This window comes from Streptomyces chryseus (genome assembly GCF_014650755.1).
Taxonomy (GTDB): domain Bacteria; phylum Actinomycetota; class Actinomycetes; order Streptomycetales; family Streptomycetaceae; genus Streptomyces; species Streptomyces chryseus.
On the sequence record NZ_BMVO01000018.1, the window covers coordinates 38,222 to 52,965 of the forward strand.

The 14,744-nt window shown below is 72.6% G+C and carries 16 protein-coding genes; 6 read left to right on the forward strand and 10 right to left on the reverse strand.

The genetic code is table 11. The features are described 5' to 3' along the window. The first annotated feature begins 4 nt into the window (after positions 1 to 4). Together IE185_RS23510 and IE185_RS23515 are read left to right on the forward strand one after the other, a co-directional pair. Positions 5 to 664: a TetR/AcrR family transcriptional regulator gene (locus IE185_RS23510; protein ID WP_138908882.1), complete on the forward strand. Its 660-nt coding sequence runs from the start codon at positions 5 to 7 to the stop codon at positions 662 to 664. A gap of 76 nt (positions 665 to 740) precedes the next feature. Next, complete coding sequence (locus IE185_RS23515) at positions 741 to 2,276, forward strand: MFS transporter (protein WP_138897222.1); 1,536 nt, start codon at positions 741 to 743, stop codon at positions 2,274 to 2,276. A 60-nt stretch (positions 2,277 to 2,336) separates the two neighbouring features. Here the strand turns inward: IE185_RS23515 and IE185_RS23520 are convergent, their stop codons facing one another. After that, positions 2,337 to 2,828: a MarR family winged helix-turn-helix transcriptional regulator gene (locus IE185_RS23520; RefSeq protein WP_138897221.1), complete on the reverse strand. Its 492-nt coding sequence runs from the start codon at positions 2,826 to 2,828 to the stop codon at positions 2,337 to 2,339. Positions 2,829 to 2,930: 102 nt separating this feature from the next. Here IE185_RS23520 and IE185_RS23525 point away from each other — a divergent pair, with 102 nt between their 5' ends. Next, complete coding sequence (locus IE185_RS23525; RefSeq protein WP_189715971.1) at positions 2,931 to 3,692, forward strand: dioxygenase family protein; 762 nt, start codon at positions 2,931 to 2,933, stop codon at positions 3,690 to 3,692. A 97-nt stretch (positions 3,693 to 3,789) separates the two neighbouring features. Here IE185_RS23525 and IE185_RS23530 read toward each other — a convergent pair whose 3' ends face one another. Continuing rightward, positions 3,790 to 4,338 carry a GNAT family N-acetyltransferase gene (locus IE185_RS23530; RefSeq protein ID WP_138899350.1) on the reverse strand — a complete coding sequence of 183 codons (549 nt, stop codon included), beginning with the start codon at positions 4,336 to 4,338 and terminating at the stop codon, positions 3,790 to 3,792. 162 nt (positions 4,339 to 4,500) lie between these two features. Between IE185_RS23530 and IE185_RS23535 the strand changes: the two genes are divergently transcribed. Beyond that, on the forward strand, positions 4,501 to 5,523 hold the full coding sequence (locus IE185_RS23535) for a sigma-70 family RNA polymerase sigma factor (protein ID WP_189715922.1): 1,023 nt from the start codon (positions 4,501 to 4,503) through the stop codon (positions 5,521 to 5,523). 77 nt (positions 5,524 to 5,600) lie between these two features. Here the strand turns inward: IE185_RS23535 and IE185_RS23540 are convergent, their stop codons facing one another. Then, a complete protein-coding gene (locus tag IE185_RS23540; RefSeq protein WP_138899217.1) occupies positions 5,601 to 6,581 on the reverse strand; it encodes a helix-turn-helix transcriptional regulator in 981 nt (326 codons plus the stop codon). Between the two features lie 62 nt (positions 6,582 to 6,643). On the opposite strand from IE185_RS23540, the gene IE185_RS23545 reads away from it, so the two are divergent. Further along, positions 6,644 to 8,134, forward strand: coding sequence for an MFS transporter (locus IE185_RS23545; RefSeq protein WP_229843659.1), 1,491 nt, complete (start codon positions 6,644 to 6,646; stop codon positions 8,132 to 8,134). A gap of 195 nt (positions 8,135 to 8,329) precedes the next feature. Here the strand turns inward: IE185_RS23545 and IE185_RS23550 are convergent, their stop codons facing one another. Continuing rightward, positions 8,330 to 9,100 carry a DUF6227 family protein gene (locus IE185_RS23550; RefSeq protein ID WP_138909701.1) on the reverse strand — a complete coding sequence of 257 codons (771 nt, stop codon included), beginning with the start codon at positions 9,098 to 9,100 and terminating at the stop codon, positions 8,330 to 8,332. A 144-nt stretch (positions 9,101 to 9,244) separates the two neighbouring features. Next, positions 9,245 to 10,327, reverse strand: a complete 1,083-nt coding sequence (locus IE185_RS23555) for a P1 family peptidase (RefSeq protein ID WP_189715926.1) — start codon at positions 10,325 to 10,327, stop codon at positions 9,245 to 9,247. An 83-nt stretch (positions 10,328 to 10,410) separates the two neighbouring features. Here IE185_RS23555 and IE185_RS23560 point away from each other — a divergent pair, with 83 nt between their 5' ends. Continuing rightward, positions 10,411 to 10,635 (forward strand): hypothetical protein, encoded by a 225-nt coding sequence (locus tag IE185_RS23560; protein WP_138899573.1) that lies wholly within the window; start codon positions 10,411 to 10,413, stop codon positions 10,633 to 10,635. Between the two features lie 10 nt (positions 10,636 to 10,645). On the opposite strand, the gene mscL is transcribed toward IE185_RS23560, so the two are convergent. From mscL to IE185_RS23585, 5 genes are all read right to left on the reverse strand, one after another. After that, positions 10,646 to 11,122 carry a large conductance mechanosensitive channel protein MscL gene (mscL, locus tag IE185_RS23565; protein WP_138899574.1) on the reverse strand — a complete coding sequence of 159 codons (477 nt, stop codon included), beginning with the start codon at positions 11,120 to 11,122 and terminating at the stop codon, positions 10,646 to 10,648. A 123-nt stretch (positions 11,123 to 11,245) separates the two neighbouring features. Beyond that, complete coding sequence (locus IE185_RS23570) at positions 11,246 to 11,827, reverse strand: hypothetical protein (protein ID WP_229843660.1); 582 nt, start codon at positions 11,825 to 11,827, stop codon at positions 11,246 to 11,248. Positions 11,828 to 11,998: 171 nt separating this feature from the next. Then, a complete protein-coding gene (locus tag IE185_RS23575) occupies positions 11,999 to 12,850 on the reverse strand; it encodes an S-methyl-5'-thioadenosine phosphorylase (RefSeq protein WP_138895910.1) in 852 nt (283 codons plus the stop codon). 80 nt (positions 12,851 to 12,930) lie between these two features. Next, positions 12,931 to 13,269 carry an FmdB family zinc ribbon protein gene (locus tag IE185_RS23580; protein WP_138895909.1) on the reverse strand — a complete coding sequence of 113 codons (339 nt, stop codon included), beginning with the start codon at positions 13,267 to 13,269 and terminating at the stop codon, positions 12,931 to 12,933. A gap of 66 nt (positions 13,270 to 13,335) precedes the next feature. Further along, complete coding sequence (locus tag IE185_RS23585) at positions 13,336 to 14,601, reverse strand: MFS transporter (protein ID WP_138895908.1); 1,266 nt, start codon at positions 14,599 to 14,601, stop codon at positions 13,336 to 13,338. Positions 14,602 to 14,744 lie beyond the last annotated feature (143 nt).

Below are 14,744 nucleotides of genomic sequence, written 5' to 3' on the forward strand. Positions count from 1 at the left end.
CGCCGTGGCCACCGTCACCCGCACCGAGACCGCCGCCGGGCGCCGTGCTCCGCGCCCGCGGGCCGACGCCCTGCGCAACCGGGAGCGGATCGTCGCGGCCGCGCGCGAGATGTTCGTCGAGTCCGGTCCCGAGGTCCCGCTCGACGAGATCGCCCGCCGCGCGGGCGTCGGCAACGCGACGCTGTACCGGCACTTCGCCGACCGTGACGAGCTGATCCATCACGTGGTCGTCTCCGTCATGTCCCGCAGCACCGACCAGGCCGAGGCGGCCACCGCCGAGGAGGCCGACGCGTTCGAAGCGCTGCGCCGCTTCGTCCACGCGGCCGCCGACGAGCGCATCGGCGCCCTGTGCCCCATGCTCTCCGGCGCCTTCGACAAGGAGCACCCGGACCTGCTCGCCGCGCGTGAGCGCCTCGAAGTCGCCGTCGGCGGCCTCATGGAGCGTGCGCGGCGGTCCGGGCGGCTCCGTGACGACGTGGCCGTCGGCGATCTGCTGGTCGGCCTCTCCCAGCTCACCCGGCCCCTGCCGGGCAGTGCCTGCATGAACTTCGACCAGTTCGTGCACCGGCACCTGCACATCTTCCTCGACGGCCTGGAGGCACCGGCGCGTTCCGTTCTCCCCGGCTCCCCCGCGACCTTGGAGGACCTGCGCCGGGAGTCCTGACTCCCACCCCGCCCCGCCTCTGCCCACACGCTTACGTACCTTTTCAGCCTTTTCGCACCCCTAGGTGGACACCTCCATGCCAAAAACAGCCGACACCCTCCTTCCTGACCCCAACCGCTGGAAAGCGCTGGTCTTCATCGCCCTCGCCCAGCTGATGGTGGTGCTGGACGCGACGATCGTGAACATCGCGCTGCCGTCGGCCCAGCGCGACCTGGGCATCTCGGACGCCAACCGCCAGTGGGTCATCACGGCGTACGCCCTGGCCTTCGGCGGACTGCTCCTGTTCGGCGGCCGCATCGCCGACCTGTGGGGCCGCAAGCGCACCTTCGTCGTCGGTCTGCTCGGCTTCGCCGCGGCCTCCGCGCTCGGCGGCGCCGCCTCCAACGAGGCGATGATGCTGGGCTCGCGCGCCCTCCAGGGCGCCTTCGGCGCGCTCCTCGCACCGGCGGCCCTGTCGCTGCTCGCGGTGACGTTCACCGACGTCAAGGAGCGGGCCAAGGCATTCGGCATCTTCGGCGCGATCGCGGGCGGCGGTGGCGCGGTCGGCCTGATCCTGGGCGGCTTCCTCACCGAGTACCTGGACTGGCGCTGGACCTTCTTCGTCAACATCCCCTTCGCGATCGTCGCCGCCGCCGGCGCGTACTTCGTGATCCGCGAGCCGGCCGGCGGCCGCAACCGCTCGCCGCTCGACATCCCCGGCGTCGTGCTCTCCACGCTGGGTCTGGTCGCGCTGGTGTACGGCTTCACGCGCGCCGAGTCCGACGGCTGGGCGGCCGGGGCGACGGTGGGCCTGTTCGTCGCCTCCGCCGTGCTGCTCGGGGCCTTCGTGCTCGTCGAGTCGAAGGTCAAGTCGCCGCTGCTGCCGCTGCGCGTCCTGATGGAGCGCAACCGCGGCGGTGTCTACCTGTCGCTGGGTCTCGCCGTCATCGCGATGTTCGGCCTGTTCCTCTTCCTCACCTACTACCTCCAGATCGTGAAGGGCTACTCGCCCGTCATGACCGGCTTCGCCTTCCTGCCGATGATCGCGGGCATGATCACGGGCTCGACCCAGATCGGCGCCCGCCTCATGACGCGGGTCGCGCCCCGCTACCTGATGGGCCCCGGCTTCCTGGTCGCGGCGCTCGGCATGCTGCTGCTGACGCAGCTGGAGATCGGTTCGTCGTACGCCGGACTCATCCTGCCCGCGCAGCTGCTGCTCGGCCTGGGCATGGGCACGGCGTTCATGCCGGCCATGTCGCTGGCTACGCACGGCATCGAGCCGCGTGACGCGGGCGTGGCCTCGGCCATGGTCAACACCTCGCAGCAGGTCGGCGGCGCGATCGGCACGGCGCTGCTGAACACCATCGCGGCCAGCGCCACCACGGCGTACGTCGCCTCGCACGCGGCCGGCGCCACCAACGCGCAGCTGCTCCAGGCGCAGGCCATGGTGCACGGCTACGCGAGTGCCATCTGGTGGGCGGTCGGCATCCTGGCCGTCTCCGCCACGATCGCGCTGACGCTGATCAACACCGGCCGCCCGGGTACGACGACGGTCGCCGCCGGGGGCGCGGGAGCGGGCACGGACGCCGCGGCCGCCGAGGACGACGTGAAGATCCCCGTCATCGCGCACTGACCCTCGCGCCGGCCCGCCGCGCACGGACGTCCCGCGACCACGCGGACCTGCCCCGGCTTCCTAACGGAGCCAGGGCAGGTCCGCGTCCGTGTCCTGGGGCTGGAGCCCCTCGGCCATGATCCGCATGATCTCGCCGAGCTGTCCCACCTGTTCCGGGGTGAGCCGGTCGAACATCGCCTGGCGGACCGTGGCGACATGGCCGGGTGCGGTCTGCTTCAGGACCGCGTACCCCTCATCCGTCAGTACGGCGTTCTGGCCCCGGCGGTCGGACGGGCAGTCCTCGCGGCGCACCCAGCCGTTGCGCTCCAGGCGGGCGACGGCGTGCGAGAGCCGCGAGCGGGTGATCTTCGCGATCCGGGCCAGCTCGGTCATCCGCAGCCTGCGCTCCGGCGCCTGGGAGAGCTGCACGAGCAGGCCGTAGTAGACGTGCGGCATGCCGGCGTCGCGCTGGAGCTGGCGGTCGAGGTGGTCCTCCAGGAGCGTGGTGGCCTGGAGGTAGGCGCGCCAGGTGCGCTGTTCCTGTTCGCTGAGCCAGCGGGGTGCCGTCGTCATGCCACCACTCTACGGCCCACTTCTTGAAGGTTAAACTAGATGGGCGTAGGGTCGTGTCACGCATCACTTGAAACTTCAAGGGAAGGTCCGGCCATGGAGCGCATGCCCGCCCTCTACCTGAGCCACGGCGCCCCGCCGCTGGCCGACGACCCCGTCTGGCCCGGCCAGCTCGCCGCCTGGTCCGCCGCCCTGCCGCGCCCACGCGCGATCCTGATGGTCTCCGCCCACTGGGAGGAAGCCCCGCTCGCGCTCGGCGCCACGCGGACCGTGCCGCTCGTGTACGACTTCTGGGGCTTCCCCGAGCCCTACTACCGCGTGGAGTACGCCGCCCCCGGCGCCCCCGCGCTCGCCGACTCCGTGCGCAAGCTGCTGCGCGGCGCCGGCACGCCCGTCCAGGACATCCCGGACCGCGGGCTCGACCACGGGGCGTACGTCCCGCTGGTCGAGATGTTCCCGGCGGCCGACATCCCCGTACTCCAGATCTCCATGCCCACCCTCGACCCGCGCCGCCTGATGGACATCGGGCGCAAGCTCGCGCCCCTGCGCGACGAGGGCGTGCTGATCGTGGGCAGCGGCTTCTTCACCCACAACCTGGCCGCCCTGCGCCACCCGGGCGGGGGCGTCCCCGGCTGGTCGGCGGAGTTCGACGCGTGGGGGCGCGAGGCGCTGGAGGCGGCCGACGTGGACGCGCTGCTCGACTTCGAGCACAAGGCCCCGGCGGGGCGACTCGCGCACCCGCGCACCGAGCACTTCGCCCCGCTGTTCGTGACGCTGGGTGCTGCGGAGGGCCAGCTGGGGGCGCGGCGCGATGTGATCGACGGCTTCTGGATGGGGCTGGCGAAGCGGTCGCTCCAGTTCGGCTGAGCCGTACGGGCGGCGGGTGACCCGGCGGGCGCGGACGGCGCGTGGTCGGGCGGTGGCGGGTGGTCGGGCAGGGCGCGTGATCGGGCGGCGGCGCGTGTCAGGCGGGCGTCGCCGGGCCGGGCGGTGCGCCCAGGCCGCGTTCGTACCAGGCGACGTCCCAGTAGCGGCCGAACTTCCGGCCCACCTCCCGGTACGTACCGACATGACGGAAGCCGAAGCGGGCATGCAGGCGGGCGGAAGGCTCGTTGGGCTGCGCGATGGCGGCGTACGCGCGGTGGACGTCCTCGCCCTCCAGGGCCGCGAAGAGGGCCTCGTACAGAAGCGTGCCGACGCCCAGGCCCCCGGCGTCCGGAGCGCAGTACACGCTGACCTCGACCGAGGTGGCGTAGGCCGCCTTCGGGCGGAACGGGCTGCTCGTCGCGTACCCCAGCAGTCGGCCGGAGCGCACGTCCCGGGCAACCAGGAGGCGGTGCGGGCCGTCTTCAGGGTGGGAGAGCAGCCACGGGCGGCGCTGCTCGGGCGTGAAGACGGCGGTGTCGAAGGTGATCGCCGTCTCGCGGACGTAGTGGTTGTAGAGGTCCGTCAGGGCATCGAGATCGGCCTCCGTGCCCGCCCTGACCTGCACCTCAGCGGGTCCCTGCGCCATATGTCTCCCCTCGGCGGCGGACAGGGTACTGCAAGATCACGAAAATGAATGCACGCCGTGGGAATTCTGTCCGGTTTCCAGTCGTTGTTTCCATCGGAAGCGGGGCACCCGAAGGGAGTCCGGCAGCCAACCCATCGCGACCTACTCAGCAAGGGAGCACGCATGGCAACCCGTGCCGTCGCCCGTCGTCAGACCGCGTCCAGCGGGTCCGGCGGGGTACGCAGCGTTCGCGCCGCAGGCGGGGAGATCGCCGACCGTGACCTGGTCGGCATGTACCTCGACGAAATCGCACGGACGCCGCTGCTCGACGCCGCCAAGGAAGTGGACCTCTCCCAGACCATCGAGGCGGGGGTGTACGCGCAGCAGATCCTCGACAAGGAAGTGACCTCGGCCGTCGCCACGGCGGGGGAGAGCGGTGCGGACGGAGCCTCCCGCGAGGAGCTGGAAGCGCTGGTCGCCCAGGGCGAGCGCGCCAAGGACCTCTTCATCCGCTCCAACCTCCGTCTCGTCGTGGCCGTCGCGCGCCGCTATCCGCGCAGCGGTCTGCCCCTGCTCGACCTGATCCAGGAGGGCAACGCGGGCCTGGTGCGCGCGGTCGAGAAGTTCGACTACACCAAGGGCTTCAAGTTCTCGACGTACGCGACCTGGTGGATCCGGCAGGCGATCACCCGTTCCATAGCCGACCAGTCCCGCACCATCCGCCTCCCCGTCCACCTCGTGGAGGAACTGGGCCGCATCCGCCGCGTGCAGCGCGAGTTCAACCGCATGCACGGGCGAGACCCGGAGCACGGTGAGATCGCGGCCGAGCTGGAGGCCAAGCCCGAGCGCGTCAGCGACGTCCTCGACTGGGCGCGCGACCCGGTGTCGCTCAACATGCCGGTCGACGACGCGGGCGAGACGCAGTTCGGAGATTTGCTGGAGGACACCTCGGCGGTCTCGCCCGAGCAGTCGGTGCTCTCGCTGCTGCGCAGCGAGGAGCTGGAGAATCTCATCGGCCACCTCGACGAGCGCACCGCCTCGATCATCCGCATGCGGTACGGCATCGAGGACGGCCGCGAGCGGACCCTGACCGAGGTCGGCAAGCAGCACGGACTGACGCGTGAGCGGATCCGGCAGATAGAGAAGCACGCGCTGCTGGAGCTGAAGCGCCTGGCCCACGACACCGGCTTCGAGTCGGCCGCCTGAGGCCCCCAGCCCCACCCCCGGAACGAGCCCCGGCGCCCTCCCCCCCGGCGTCGGGGCTCCCCCCTGCCCGGCGCCCCCTAGCGCCCGCGTCCGGCGGTCGCCCGGCTCGCCCGGCCGCCCAGCTGGGCGAGGAAGTCGACGAGTTCCGGCGGCTCGGACACCGTGAACTCGCAGTCCACCAGAGCCAGTCGGATCCCCAGCCACTCCATCGAGTCGGTGCAGGTGACGTCGAGTCGGCAGCGGCCGTCGTCGTCCGTCACCGGCTCCGGTGCGCCGAGCGACGACGGCAGCCGGGCCGCGACGAACGCGGCCGGCGCGTCGAACGTCGCCACCACGCGGTAGCGCTCCTGGAAGCGGTTGAGGGACCGCCGGATGAACTCGGCGGCGTTCCCGCTCGGCAGCCCCCGGGGCGCGAACCGCGCCCCCGTGGCGAACGGCTCGCTGACCCGGTCGACCCGGAACGTCCGCCAGGCGTCGCGGTCCAGGTCGTAGGCGACGAGATACCAGCGCCGCCCGGTGCTGACCAGCCGGTGCGGCTCGACCAGACGCTTGCTCTCGGACCCGTCGCCCGACCGGTAGCAGAACCGCAGCCGCTCCTGCCCGGTGGCCGCACCCGCCATCACCGTCAGCGTGTGGGGGTCGATGGTCGCCCCGTCGCCGCTGGTCAGCGGGATGGTGGCGGCCTGAAGCGTGGAGACCTGCCGGCGCAGCCTGGACGGCAGGACCTGCTCCAGCTTCGCCAGCGCCCGTACGGACGCCTCCTCGATCCCCTCGACCGCGTGCCCGGCCCCCGCGCGCAGCCCCACGGCGATCGCGACGGCCTCCTCGTCGTCGAGCACCAGCGGCGGCATGGCCTTGCCCGCGACGAGGCGGTAGCCGCCGTCCGCGCCCATGGTCGCCTGCACGGGATAGCCCAGCTCGCGCAGCCGGTCGATGTCCCGCCGGACCGTGCGGCGGCTCACCCGCAGCCGCTCGGCCAGCTCGCTGCCCGGCCATTCCCGGGGCGTCTGGAGCAGCGAGAGCAGGTGCAGCAGCCGGGCCGGAGTATCGGTCGTCATGTTCCCAGAATGCCCGCCGCCTAGGACACAACCTGTCCTACATGGCCCCTAGTCTCGCTGTCATGACTTCAACAGCCCCGCCCGACCGCCGCCGGTGGTTCGCGCTCGCCATCGTGATGACCGCCGCCTTCATGGACCTGGTCGACGTGACGATCGTCAACATAGCGATCCCCAGCATCCAGCAGGACCTCGGCGCCACCTTCGGCGCGATCCAGTGGATCACCGCGGGATACGCCCTGGCCTTCGCCGCCGGGCTGATCACGGGCGGCAGGCTCGGAGACATCTACGGCCGCAAGCGGCTCTTCCTGATCGGCATCGGCGGCTTCACGCTCGCCTCCGCGCTCTGCGGCTTCGCCGGCAACCCGGAGATCCTCGTCGCCTCCCGCGTCCTGCAGGGCGGGATGGCAGCCCTGATGGTGCCGCAGGTCCTGTCGATCGTCCACGCCACCTTCCCCGCCCACGAGCGCGGCAAGGTCTTCGGCCTCTTCGGCGCGATCGTCGGCCTCGGCGCCGTGTCGGGACCGATGCTGGGCGCGCTGCTCACCGAATGGAACCTCTTCGGCCTGGAATGGCGGCCGATCTTCCTCATCAACCTCCCGGTCGGCGTCGCCGGCCTGATCCTCGGCGCGCGCTTCATCACCGAGTCCAAGGCCCCCAAGGCGCTGCGCCTCGACCTCGTCGGAGTGGCACTCGCGACGCTCGGCCTCCTCATGCTCATCTACCCGCTCACCCGCGGCGAGGAGCTGGACTGGCCGCTGTGGGGCCACCTGTCGATGATCGCCAGCCCGGCCGTGTTCGCGCTCTTCGTCGCGTACGAGCGCTACAAGACCCGCAAGGACGGCTCGCCCCTGGTCGAGCTCTCCCTGTTCAAGGTGAAGAGCTTCGCCGCCGGCATCGCGGTGCAGCTGACCTTCGGTGTGGCGCTGGGCATCTTCTTCCTCGTCTGGACGCTCTACATGCAGGTCGGCCTCGGCTGGAGCGCCCTGCGCGCCGGTACGACGGGCATCCCGTTCTCCATCGCGGTCTCCCTGGCGGCGGGCCTCTCCGTACAGCAGCTCGTCCCGCGCTTCGGCCGCAAGGTCCTCCAGGCCGGCGCGCTGACCATGGTGGCCGGGCTGCTGCTCTACATCTGGGAGGCCGACCGGTACGGCACGGCGATCCACCCGTGGCAGATGGCGCTGCCGCTCGTGGTGATGGGGCTCGGCATGGGCCTGATCGTGGCGCCGCTGACCGACGCGGTGCTCTCCGAGGTGCCGCGTGAGCACGCGGGCTCGGCGTCCGGCCTGATCAACACCATGCAGCAGATGGGCAACGCGCTGGGCCTCGGCCTCGTCTCGGTCGTCTTCTTCGGCGTCATCGACGACCACCTGGCGCCCGGCCAGGTGGGGACGGCCTTCGTGGCGGCGTTCCAGAACGCGCTCTGGTGGGCGACGGCGGTGCTGGTGGCCAGCTTCTTCCTGATGTTCGCCCTCCCGGCGCGCCCGAAGATCGGCGCCGAGGCTGCGGCGGAGGCGGAGGCCCCCGTGGCCAAGGAGCCCGCGCTCACCCCCTGACCCCGACTCCCACCCGCCGGCGCCCGGCCTCCTGCCGGGCGCCGCTTCCGTTGCCCGGACGGCAACCCGCCCGACCGCACCGCACCCGAGCACCCGCGTCGGGCACTCGCGTCAACGACACTCGCGTCACACACTCGCGTCACACACTCACGTCAACGACACCCGCGTCACCGCGCCGGCGTCACGCCCCTCGCGTCACCGCACCCGGGCCCGCAGCTCCATCGCCTCCCGGGCCGCCCGCTCCGTCCCGTACACCTCGCACATGTGACGGCCGTCCGGCGTGGCGGTGTGCTCGACCTCCCAGAGGCTGACCTCGCACCCGTCACGCAGCAGGAACGCGTGCTCGTACAGCGTGAAGCCGGCGTCCCGGCCCTCCACGCTGCACTGGCGGCCGAAGGCCTGGGTGATCTGGTGGGCGACGGCGGAGGCCAGCCGCAGCCCGGCGTCCGGCCCCGGCCGGTCCGCGTTCTCGGCCCGGCGGAGCACCCGGCGCGCGTGGTCGGCGGAGTTGTCCGGGATGAAGATGCGCGGCGCGGTGGCCGGCCGGGCGGCCATGAGCGCGGCCAGGATCTCCAGGTCGGCGTCGAGCTGTGTCTCCCCGCCCTCCGGATCGCGCCCGTCCGTGTCCCCCGGGGCCCAGCCGAACCCGCCCGCGCGCGGCAGCCTGGACGCGGCCAGCCGGACCTCGGCGGCCTCCGTGTAGAGCTCGTGCCGTGTGGTGCCGTCGCGGCCCGCGTTGTGGGCGAGCTCCCACAGCGTGAGCGCACTGCCGTCGGACAGCAGGAAGACATGCTTGAACGTCTCGCGGTGCAGCCCCGCGCTGTGGTGCGAGGAGTGCAGCGACGTGCTGTGCGCCAGCGCCGATTCGAGCCGCTCCACCGCCGCGTCGGGCAGGTCGAACGAGTTGAGTGCGCGCCCCAGGAGTCGCTCGAGGTGCTCCTCGGTTGTCTCGTACGGATCGCTCAAGGGTCTCTCCAGGCCGTCGCCGCTTGTTACTTGCCGAGTGCTCAACGTAGCCCCTGGGTCTGACAACGTCGCCGGGGTTGGGCAAAACGAAGGGGGCGCACCCGAGGTTCCCGCGCCGCCCGGCCAACTCGCCACGCCGGTACGTCAGTAGAGGTCCCGGTACGCCGGGTAAACGCCGCCCGGCCCCTCGACCCCCTCCGCCGCCAGCACGGCCTTCACCACTGCCCGGGTCAGCGCGTCGGCCCCCGCCCCCAGCACCTCGTTGAGCGCGGCCGCCTCCGTGTGCACCGCGAACGCGGGCTCCGTAGAACCGCCCGCCAGCGCCCTGGTACCTGTGGACAGGGCGAAGACGGTGTCCCCGTCGCTGAGCAGATGCACGGGACGCACGGCCCGCGCGAGCCCGTCGTGCGCGGTCCCGGCGAGCTTCTGCGCCTGCGCGCGCGTCAGCACCGCGTCGGTGGCGACGACGGCCAGCGTGGTGTTCAGCGGGGGGCGCGCCGAGCTCGCCGCACGCCGCTCGGTCTCCGCCCGCGCGTCGGCGAGGGCGTCCCGCGCCGCCGCGTGCACCCGCGCCGGCGGATACGCGACCCGCCCCTGGAAGTAACTCCCGTACAGCACCCCCGTCAGCGGATCGACGACCGACCCGGCGGCGTTGACGACCACGAGCGCCCCCACCGTGACACCCGAGCCGAGCACCGCGGAGGCCGTGCCGACGCCCCCCTTCAGACCACCCGCGACCGCACCCGTCCCCGCGCCCACCGCACCCTGCGCCACGGCCGCCCCCACGCCGGTGCCGGCGGCGTCCTCGGCGGCGGCCCGCCCGGTCGCGGCGCCCGGCCTCGCCCGCCAGTCGCCGCCGCGCCCCAGGTCGAAGAGACAGGCGGCCGGAACGACCGGCACCACCTGCGCCGGGTCCGGCCCGACGCGAAAGCCCCGTCCCTGCTCCTCCAGCCAGGCCGTCACCCCGGACGCGGCGTCGAGACCGTACGCGCTGCCGCCCGTCAGGACGATCGCGTCGACGCGCTGCACCAGGTTGCGCGGGTCGAGGGCGTCCGTCTCGCGGGTGCCCGGACCACCGCCCCGCACGTCCACGGCGGCCACCGCCCCGCCCTCCGGCGCCAGCACGACGGTGGTGCCGCTGAGCGCCCGGTCACCCGGCACCCGCGCGTGGCCGACCCGCAGTCCGGCCACATCGGTCAGGGCGTCGGCCCTCTTCTGGTGTCCCATGCGGACTGCGTATCACGCCGGATCGCCCCCGGCCCAGAGGCCGCCGGGGTATCAGGACCGGCCGCCCGCCGTACCCTGGAAGCATGAGCACCGCCCCCGCCCACGGACCGCGAGATCCGGAGCAGACGACCGAGCAGCAGGCCGAACGCGCACCACGGCCGAAGCCGGCGCTGGACTTCGGCGATCCGCTGGACCAGCAATCAGCGGACGACACGGACCGGGGGTGGGGCGAGCGGCCTCCTGGCAGTGGCGGCAGCGCGGCCGACCTCGCCCGGTTCCTGGACGAGAAGCCGCCGCACCACCTCTGAGCGACCCGGGCTACGGCGTCGTGTCGTGGCCCGAGCCGCGCTGGGCGACCAGGGCGTCCCTGATCTCCTTCAGCAGCTCGATCTCGGTGACCTCCATGATCTCCGCGGTGGCGTCCTTCGCCTTCTCCCGCGCGGCCCGCCTCGCCAGGTACTTGGACATCGGCAGCACCATCAGGAAGTAGACGACCGCCGCGGTGATCAGGAAACTGAGGACCGCGCTGAGGACCAGCCCCCAGTTGATCGGGATGCCCTGCATCACGCCGTTCTCGTCCGGCTTGCACGGCTGCTTCAGGCAGGAGCTGTACTTCTCCAGGTCCTGCGTGCCGAACGCTCCGACCAGCGGGTTGATCACGCCCTTCACGATGGAGTTCACGACGTTGGTGAACGCGGCGCCGATGACCACCGCGACAGCCAGGTCGATCACGTTGCCGCGCATCAGGAAGGCTTTGAAGCCGGCCAGAACGCTCTGCTTCTTCTCCTCGCTCACGAATGAGCCTCTCTTCGCATGTACCGGGGGCGGAGCGAACAGTTCCGAAACCTACGTCAGCAGGTGACGGCCCTGTCCAATCCCCGTTCCCGTACCGGTGACGTGACAGCTCCTCAGTTCTGGTCAGCACAGCGTCACCGCCAGGTGCGACGTCGCCCCCACGCCGGCCAGCGCCGCGGCTGTGGCGCGCGGCACGGACAGCACCACCAGCGCTCCGCCGCCCTCGCCCCCGGAGCTCTCGCGCGCCCGCGGGACATCCGCCACGCGCGCACCCGCGGCCACCACCCGGGCGTCAGGGGCTTCCCCGCCCGGCACCGACGGCCCGGCCGCCGCGGCGATCACATCGACCCGGTCGCCCCGGCGCAGCAGCCGTACGGTCGCGGCGTCCGCGATCCGCACCGGAGCGGACACCATCCGCACCGCCCGCTCCCGCCCCGGCGCCGCCACGGCGTCGGCCCGCTCCTGGGCCTGCGGCCGCGCCTGAGCAGCCCCGCCCGCGCGCCCCGCGTCCCGCGCCCCCGAAGCGGCCAGCGCGGCGGCGGTCATCGCCAGCCCGGCCGCCATCGCCCGCCTCCTGCGGCGTACCGCACGCCGGAGCCGGTGCCGGCCGCCGCGCACCCGCAGCGGCGCGAACTCGGGCACACCGCACGGGTCCGGCCCGGGAACGGGCACCGGGGGAGTGGGGACGTAGGGGTAGAGGGACACGGTGACCACCGCCTGCCACGAGGATGTCGACCAGGAATCCGCCTGGACGCTCCTCACGATCCCCGTCCCGCCCGCATCCCGCCGGACCCTGTGGACAGCCGTCCGACTGTGGATATCCCGGTCACCCGCCCAGCGTGCTCCCCGGCGGCCCGACGCGAGCCCGCCCGAGAGTCAGGGCAGCGCGATCCCCGTGTCCAGCCCGTCCAGCGCGTGTGAGCAGAGGCAGTCGCGCGTCCCGTCCGCCGGCAGCCCCGCCACCGCGTCGAAGAGCACGTCGCGCAGCCGGCCCACGTTCGCCGCGAACACCGTGAGCACCTCCCCGTGGGAGACGCCCTCGCCCGCCTCCGCCCCGGCGTCCAGGTCGGTCACCAGTGCCAGCGACGTGTAGCAGAGCCCGAGCTCCCGGGCGAGGATCGCCTCCGGGTGCCCGGTCATGCCGACCACCGACCAGCCCGCCGCCGCGTGCCACCGCGACTCGGCCCGCGTCGAGAACCGCGGCCCCTCCACGACGACCAGCGTCCCGCCGTCCACCGGTTCCCACGCCCGCCCGCGCGCCGCGGCGAGCGCGGCCCTGCGCCCCTCGGGGCAGTACGGGTCGGCGAACGCCACGTGCACGACGTTCGGCAGCTTCCCGTCCACCGGCGTCTCGCCGTCGTAGAAAGTCTGCGCGCGTGACTTCGTACGGTCCACGAGCTGGTCCGGCACGAGCAGGGTCCCGGGGCCGTACTCGACCCGCAGCCCGCCGACCGCGCACGGCCCCAGCACCTGGCGGGCCCCGACGGAACGCAGGGCCCACAGGTTGGCGCGGTAGTTGATGCGGTGCGGCGGCAGGTGGTGGCCGCGCCCGTGACGGGGGAGGAAGGCGACCCGCCGCCCCGCTATCTCGCCCAGGAAGAGCGAGTCGCTCGGCTTCCCGTACGGGGTGTCGACCTCGACCTCGGTCACGTCCTCCAGGAAGGAGTAGAAGCCGGAGCCGCCGATCACGCCGATCTCGACGTCGGACTCTGCGTTCGCGTTCGCCATGGCGGTCACAGTAGCCGGGCCGGGAAACGCCGAGGACCCGCCGTCGGGAACGGCGGGGTCACCCGGGAAGGGCGGTGGGCCTAGGCGGCCGAGGAGCTGCCGGCGGAGGTCGCGGAACTCGACGACGAGGACGACGACGAGCTCGACGAGGACGCGGCGGGCTTCGAGTCGCTCCCCGACGACGACGAGGACGACGCGGCGGCCTTCGAGGACGACGTGGCCGGCGTGCTGCTCGACGAGGAGCCGCGGCTGTCGTTCCGGTAGAAACCGGATCCCTTGAAGACGATGCCGACCGCGGAGAACACCTTCTTCAGGCGTCCCTCACAGCTGGGGCACACGGTCAGTGCGTCATCGGTGAACTTCTGCACCGCCTCGAGGCCTTCGCCGCACTCGGTGCACTGGTACTGATAGGTCGGCACTTGCTCCTCCTGGCACTCTCACTCAATGAGTGCTAACGACGTTCAATACTGACGCATTCCGCTCGATCAGTCCACCGTCACAGGCACTCGGTGACTCACGCCACGTGCGGCGACCCGTCCGGGTGCCTTCGGCGCGAGCCGCGAACGCAGCGCCACGAGGATGGCCAGCGCGAGCGCGGTGCCCACCATCGGCACCAGGAACCCGGCGCTCGCCCCGTTGGCGTCCGCCAGGCGTCCCGCGACCGTGACGCCCGCGGCCTGGCCGAGCGCGACCGCGCCGGTCAGCCACGTGAAGGCCTCGGTACGGGCCGAGGCCGGCACCAGCGTCTCGACCATCGTGTAGCCGGTGATCAGCGCGGGCGCGATGCACAGGCCGACCAGCAGCCCCAGACCGGCGAGCAGCGGCACGGAGTGCACCGCCCACAGTCCGGACGCGGCGAGCGTCAGCGCGGCGTACCCGACGATCAGGCGGCGGCGGGGGCCGACCTTCCAGGCGACCGCGCCGCAGACGATGCCGGCGAGCATGTTGCCCGCGGCGAACGTTCCGTAGAGCAGCCCGTTGACGCCCGGATTGCCGATCTCCTCGGAGAACGCGGTCAGCGAGACCTGCATTCCGCCGAAGACCGCTCCGATGCCGAGGAAGGCTCCCGCGAGGACCCGCACGCCGGGCACCGACAGGGCGGAGACGCGCGGCCCGTCGGACAGCGACAGGCGGCCCGCCCGCGGCTGTGTGCTCCGCTGTACGGCGAAGAACAGGCCGCCGACCAGGGTGAGCGCGGCCTCGGCGATCAGACCGGCCGCCGGGTGCACGCCGGTGCACAGCGCGGTCGCGAGAACCGGTCCGACGACGAAGGTGAACTCGTCCGTCACGGACTCGAAGGCCGCGGCGGTCGACATGAGGGGCGAGCCCTCCAGCTTGGCCGCCCAGCGGGCCCGCACCATCGGACCGATCTGCGGAACGGACGCACCGGTGGGAACGCCCGCGAGGAACAGCGCCCAGACGGGCGCTCCCGAGAGCGCGAGCACCGTCAGCGTGACGACGGAAGCGGTGTGCACGAGAACGCCCGGAACCAGCACGGCGCTCTGGCCGAAACGGTCGGCCAGTTTGCCGCTCTGCGGTGCGAACAGGGCCATCGAAACGCCGGTGACGGCGGCGACGGCGCCCGCGCTGCCGTACGAGCCGGTGGTGTGCTGCACGAGCAGCACGATGCCGATGGTCAGCATCGCGAAGGGCTGGCGTGCCAGGAACCCGGGCACCAGGTACGTCCAGGCTCCAGGGGTACGGAGCAGCTGGCCGTAGCCGGGGCGGGTGGTGGTGACCGTGTCGGACACGGTCCTTGCCTTTCTGCCGCCTGGTGACGCTCCCCTGTGCACGCGGTGTGTGAGCGTGCGGGAGCCGCCGAGAGCTGTCCTCTTGCGCAGGACCGGCGGTAGATACCAGGACACCCACTGCGAGGGGGCCGGCCGCCGTACGG

What these genes read in the sequence shown, in the direction of transcription:
- IE185_RS23515 (WP_138897222.1), top strand. Translation starts at nt 741, where the DNA reads ATGCCAAAAACAGCCGACACCCTCCTTCCTGACCCCAACCGCTGGAAA.
- IE185_RS23520 (WP_138897221.1), bottom strand. Translation starts at nt 2,828, where the DNA reads ATGACGACGGCACCCCGCTGGCTCAGCGAACAGGAACAGCGCACCTGG.
- IE185_RS23525 (WP_189715971.1), top strand. Translation starts at nt 2,931, where the DNA reads ATGCCCGCCCTCTACCTGAGCCACGGCGCCCCGCCGCTGGCCGACGAC.
- IE185_RS23530 (WP_138899350.1), bottom strand. Translation starts at nt 4,338, where the DNA reads ATGGCGCAGGGACCCGCTGAGGTGCAGGTCAGGGCGGGCACGGAGGCC.
- IE185_RS23535 (WP_189715922.1), top strand. Translation starts at nt 4,501, where the DNA reads ATGGCAACCCGTGCCGTCGCCCGTCGTCAGACCGCGTCCAGCGGGTCC.
- IE185_RS23540 (WP_138899217.1), bottom strand. Translation starts at nt 6,581, where the DNA reads ATGACGACCGATACTCCGGCCCGGCTGCTGCACCTGCTCTCGCTGCTC.
- IE185_RS23545 (WP_229843659.1), top strand. Translation starts at nt 6,644, where the DNA reads ATGACTTCAACAGCCCCGCCCGACCGCCGCCGGTGGTTCGCGCTCGCC.
- IE185_RS23555 (WP_189715926.1), bottom strand. Translation starts at nt 10,327, where the DNA reads ATGGGACACCAGAAGAGGGCCGACGCCCTGACCGATGTGGCCGGACTG.
- IE185_RS23560 (WP_138899573.1), top strand. Translation starts at nt 10,411, where the DNA reads ATGAGCACCGCCCCCGCCCACGGACCGCGAGATCCGGAGCAGACGACC.
- IE185_RS23575 (WP_138895910.1), bottom strand. Translation starts at nt 12,850, where the DNA reads ATGGCGAACGCGAACGCAGAGTCCGACGTCGAGATCGGCGTGATCGGC.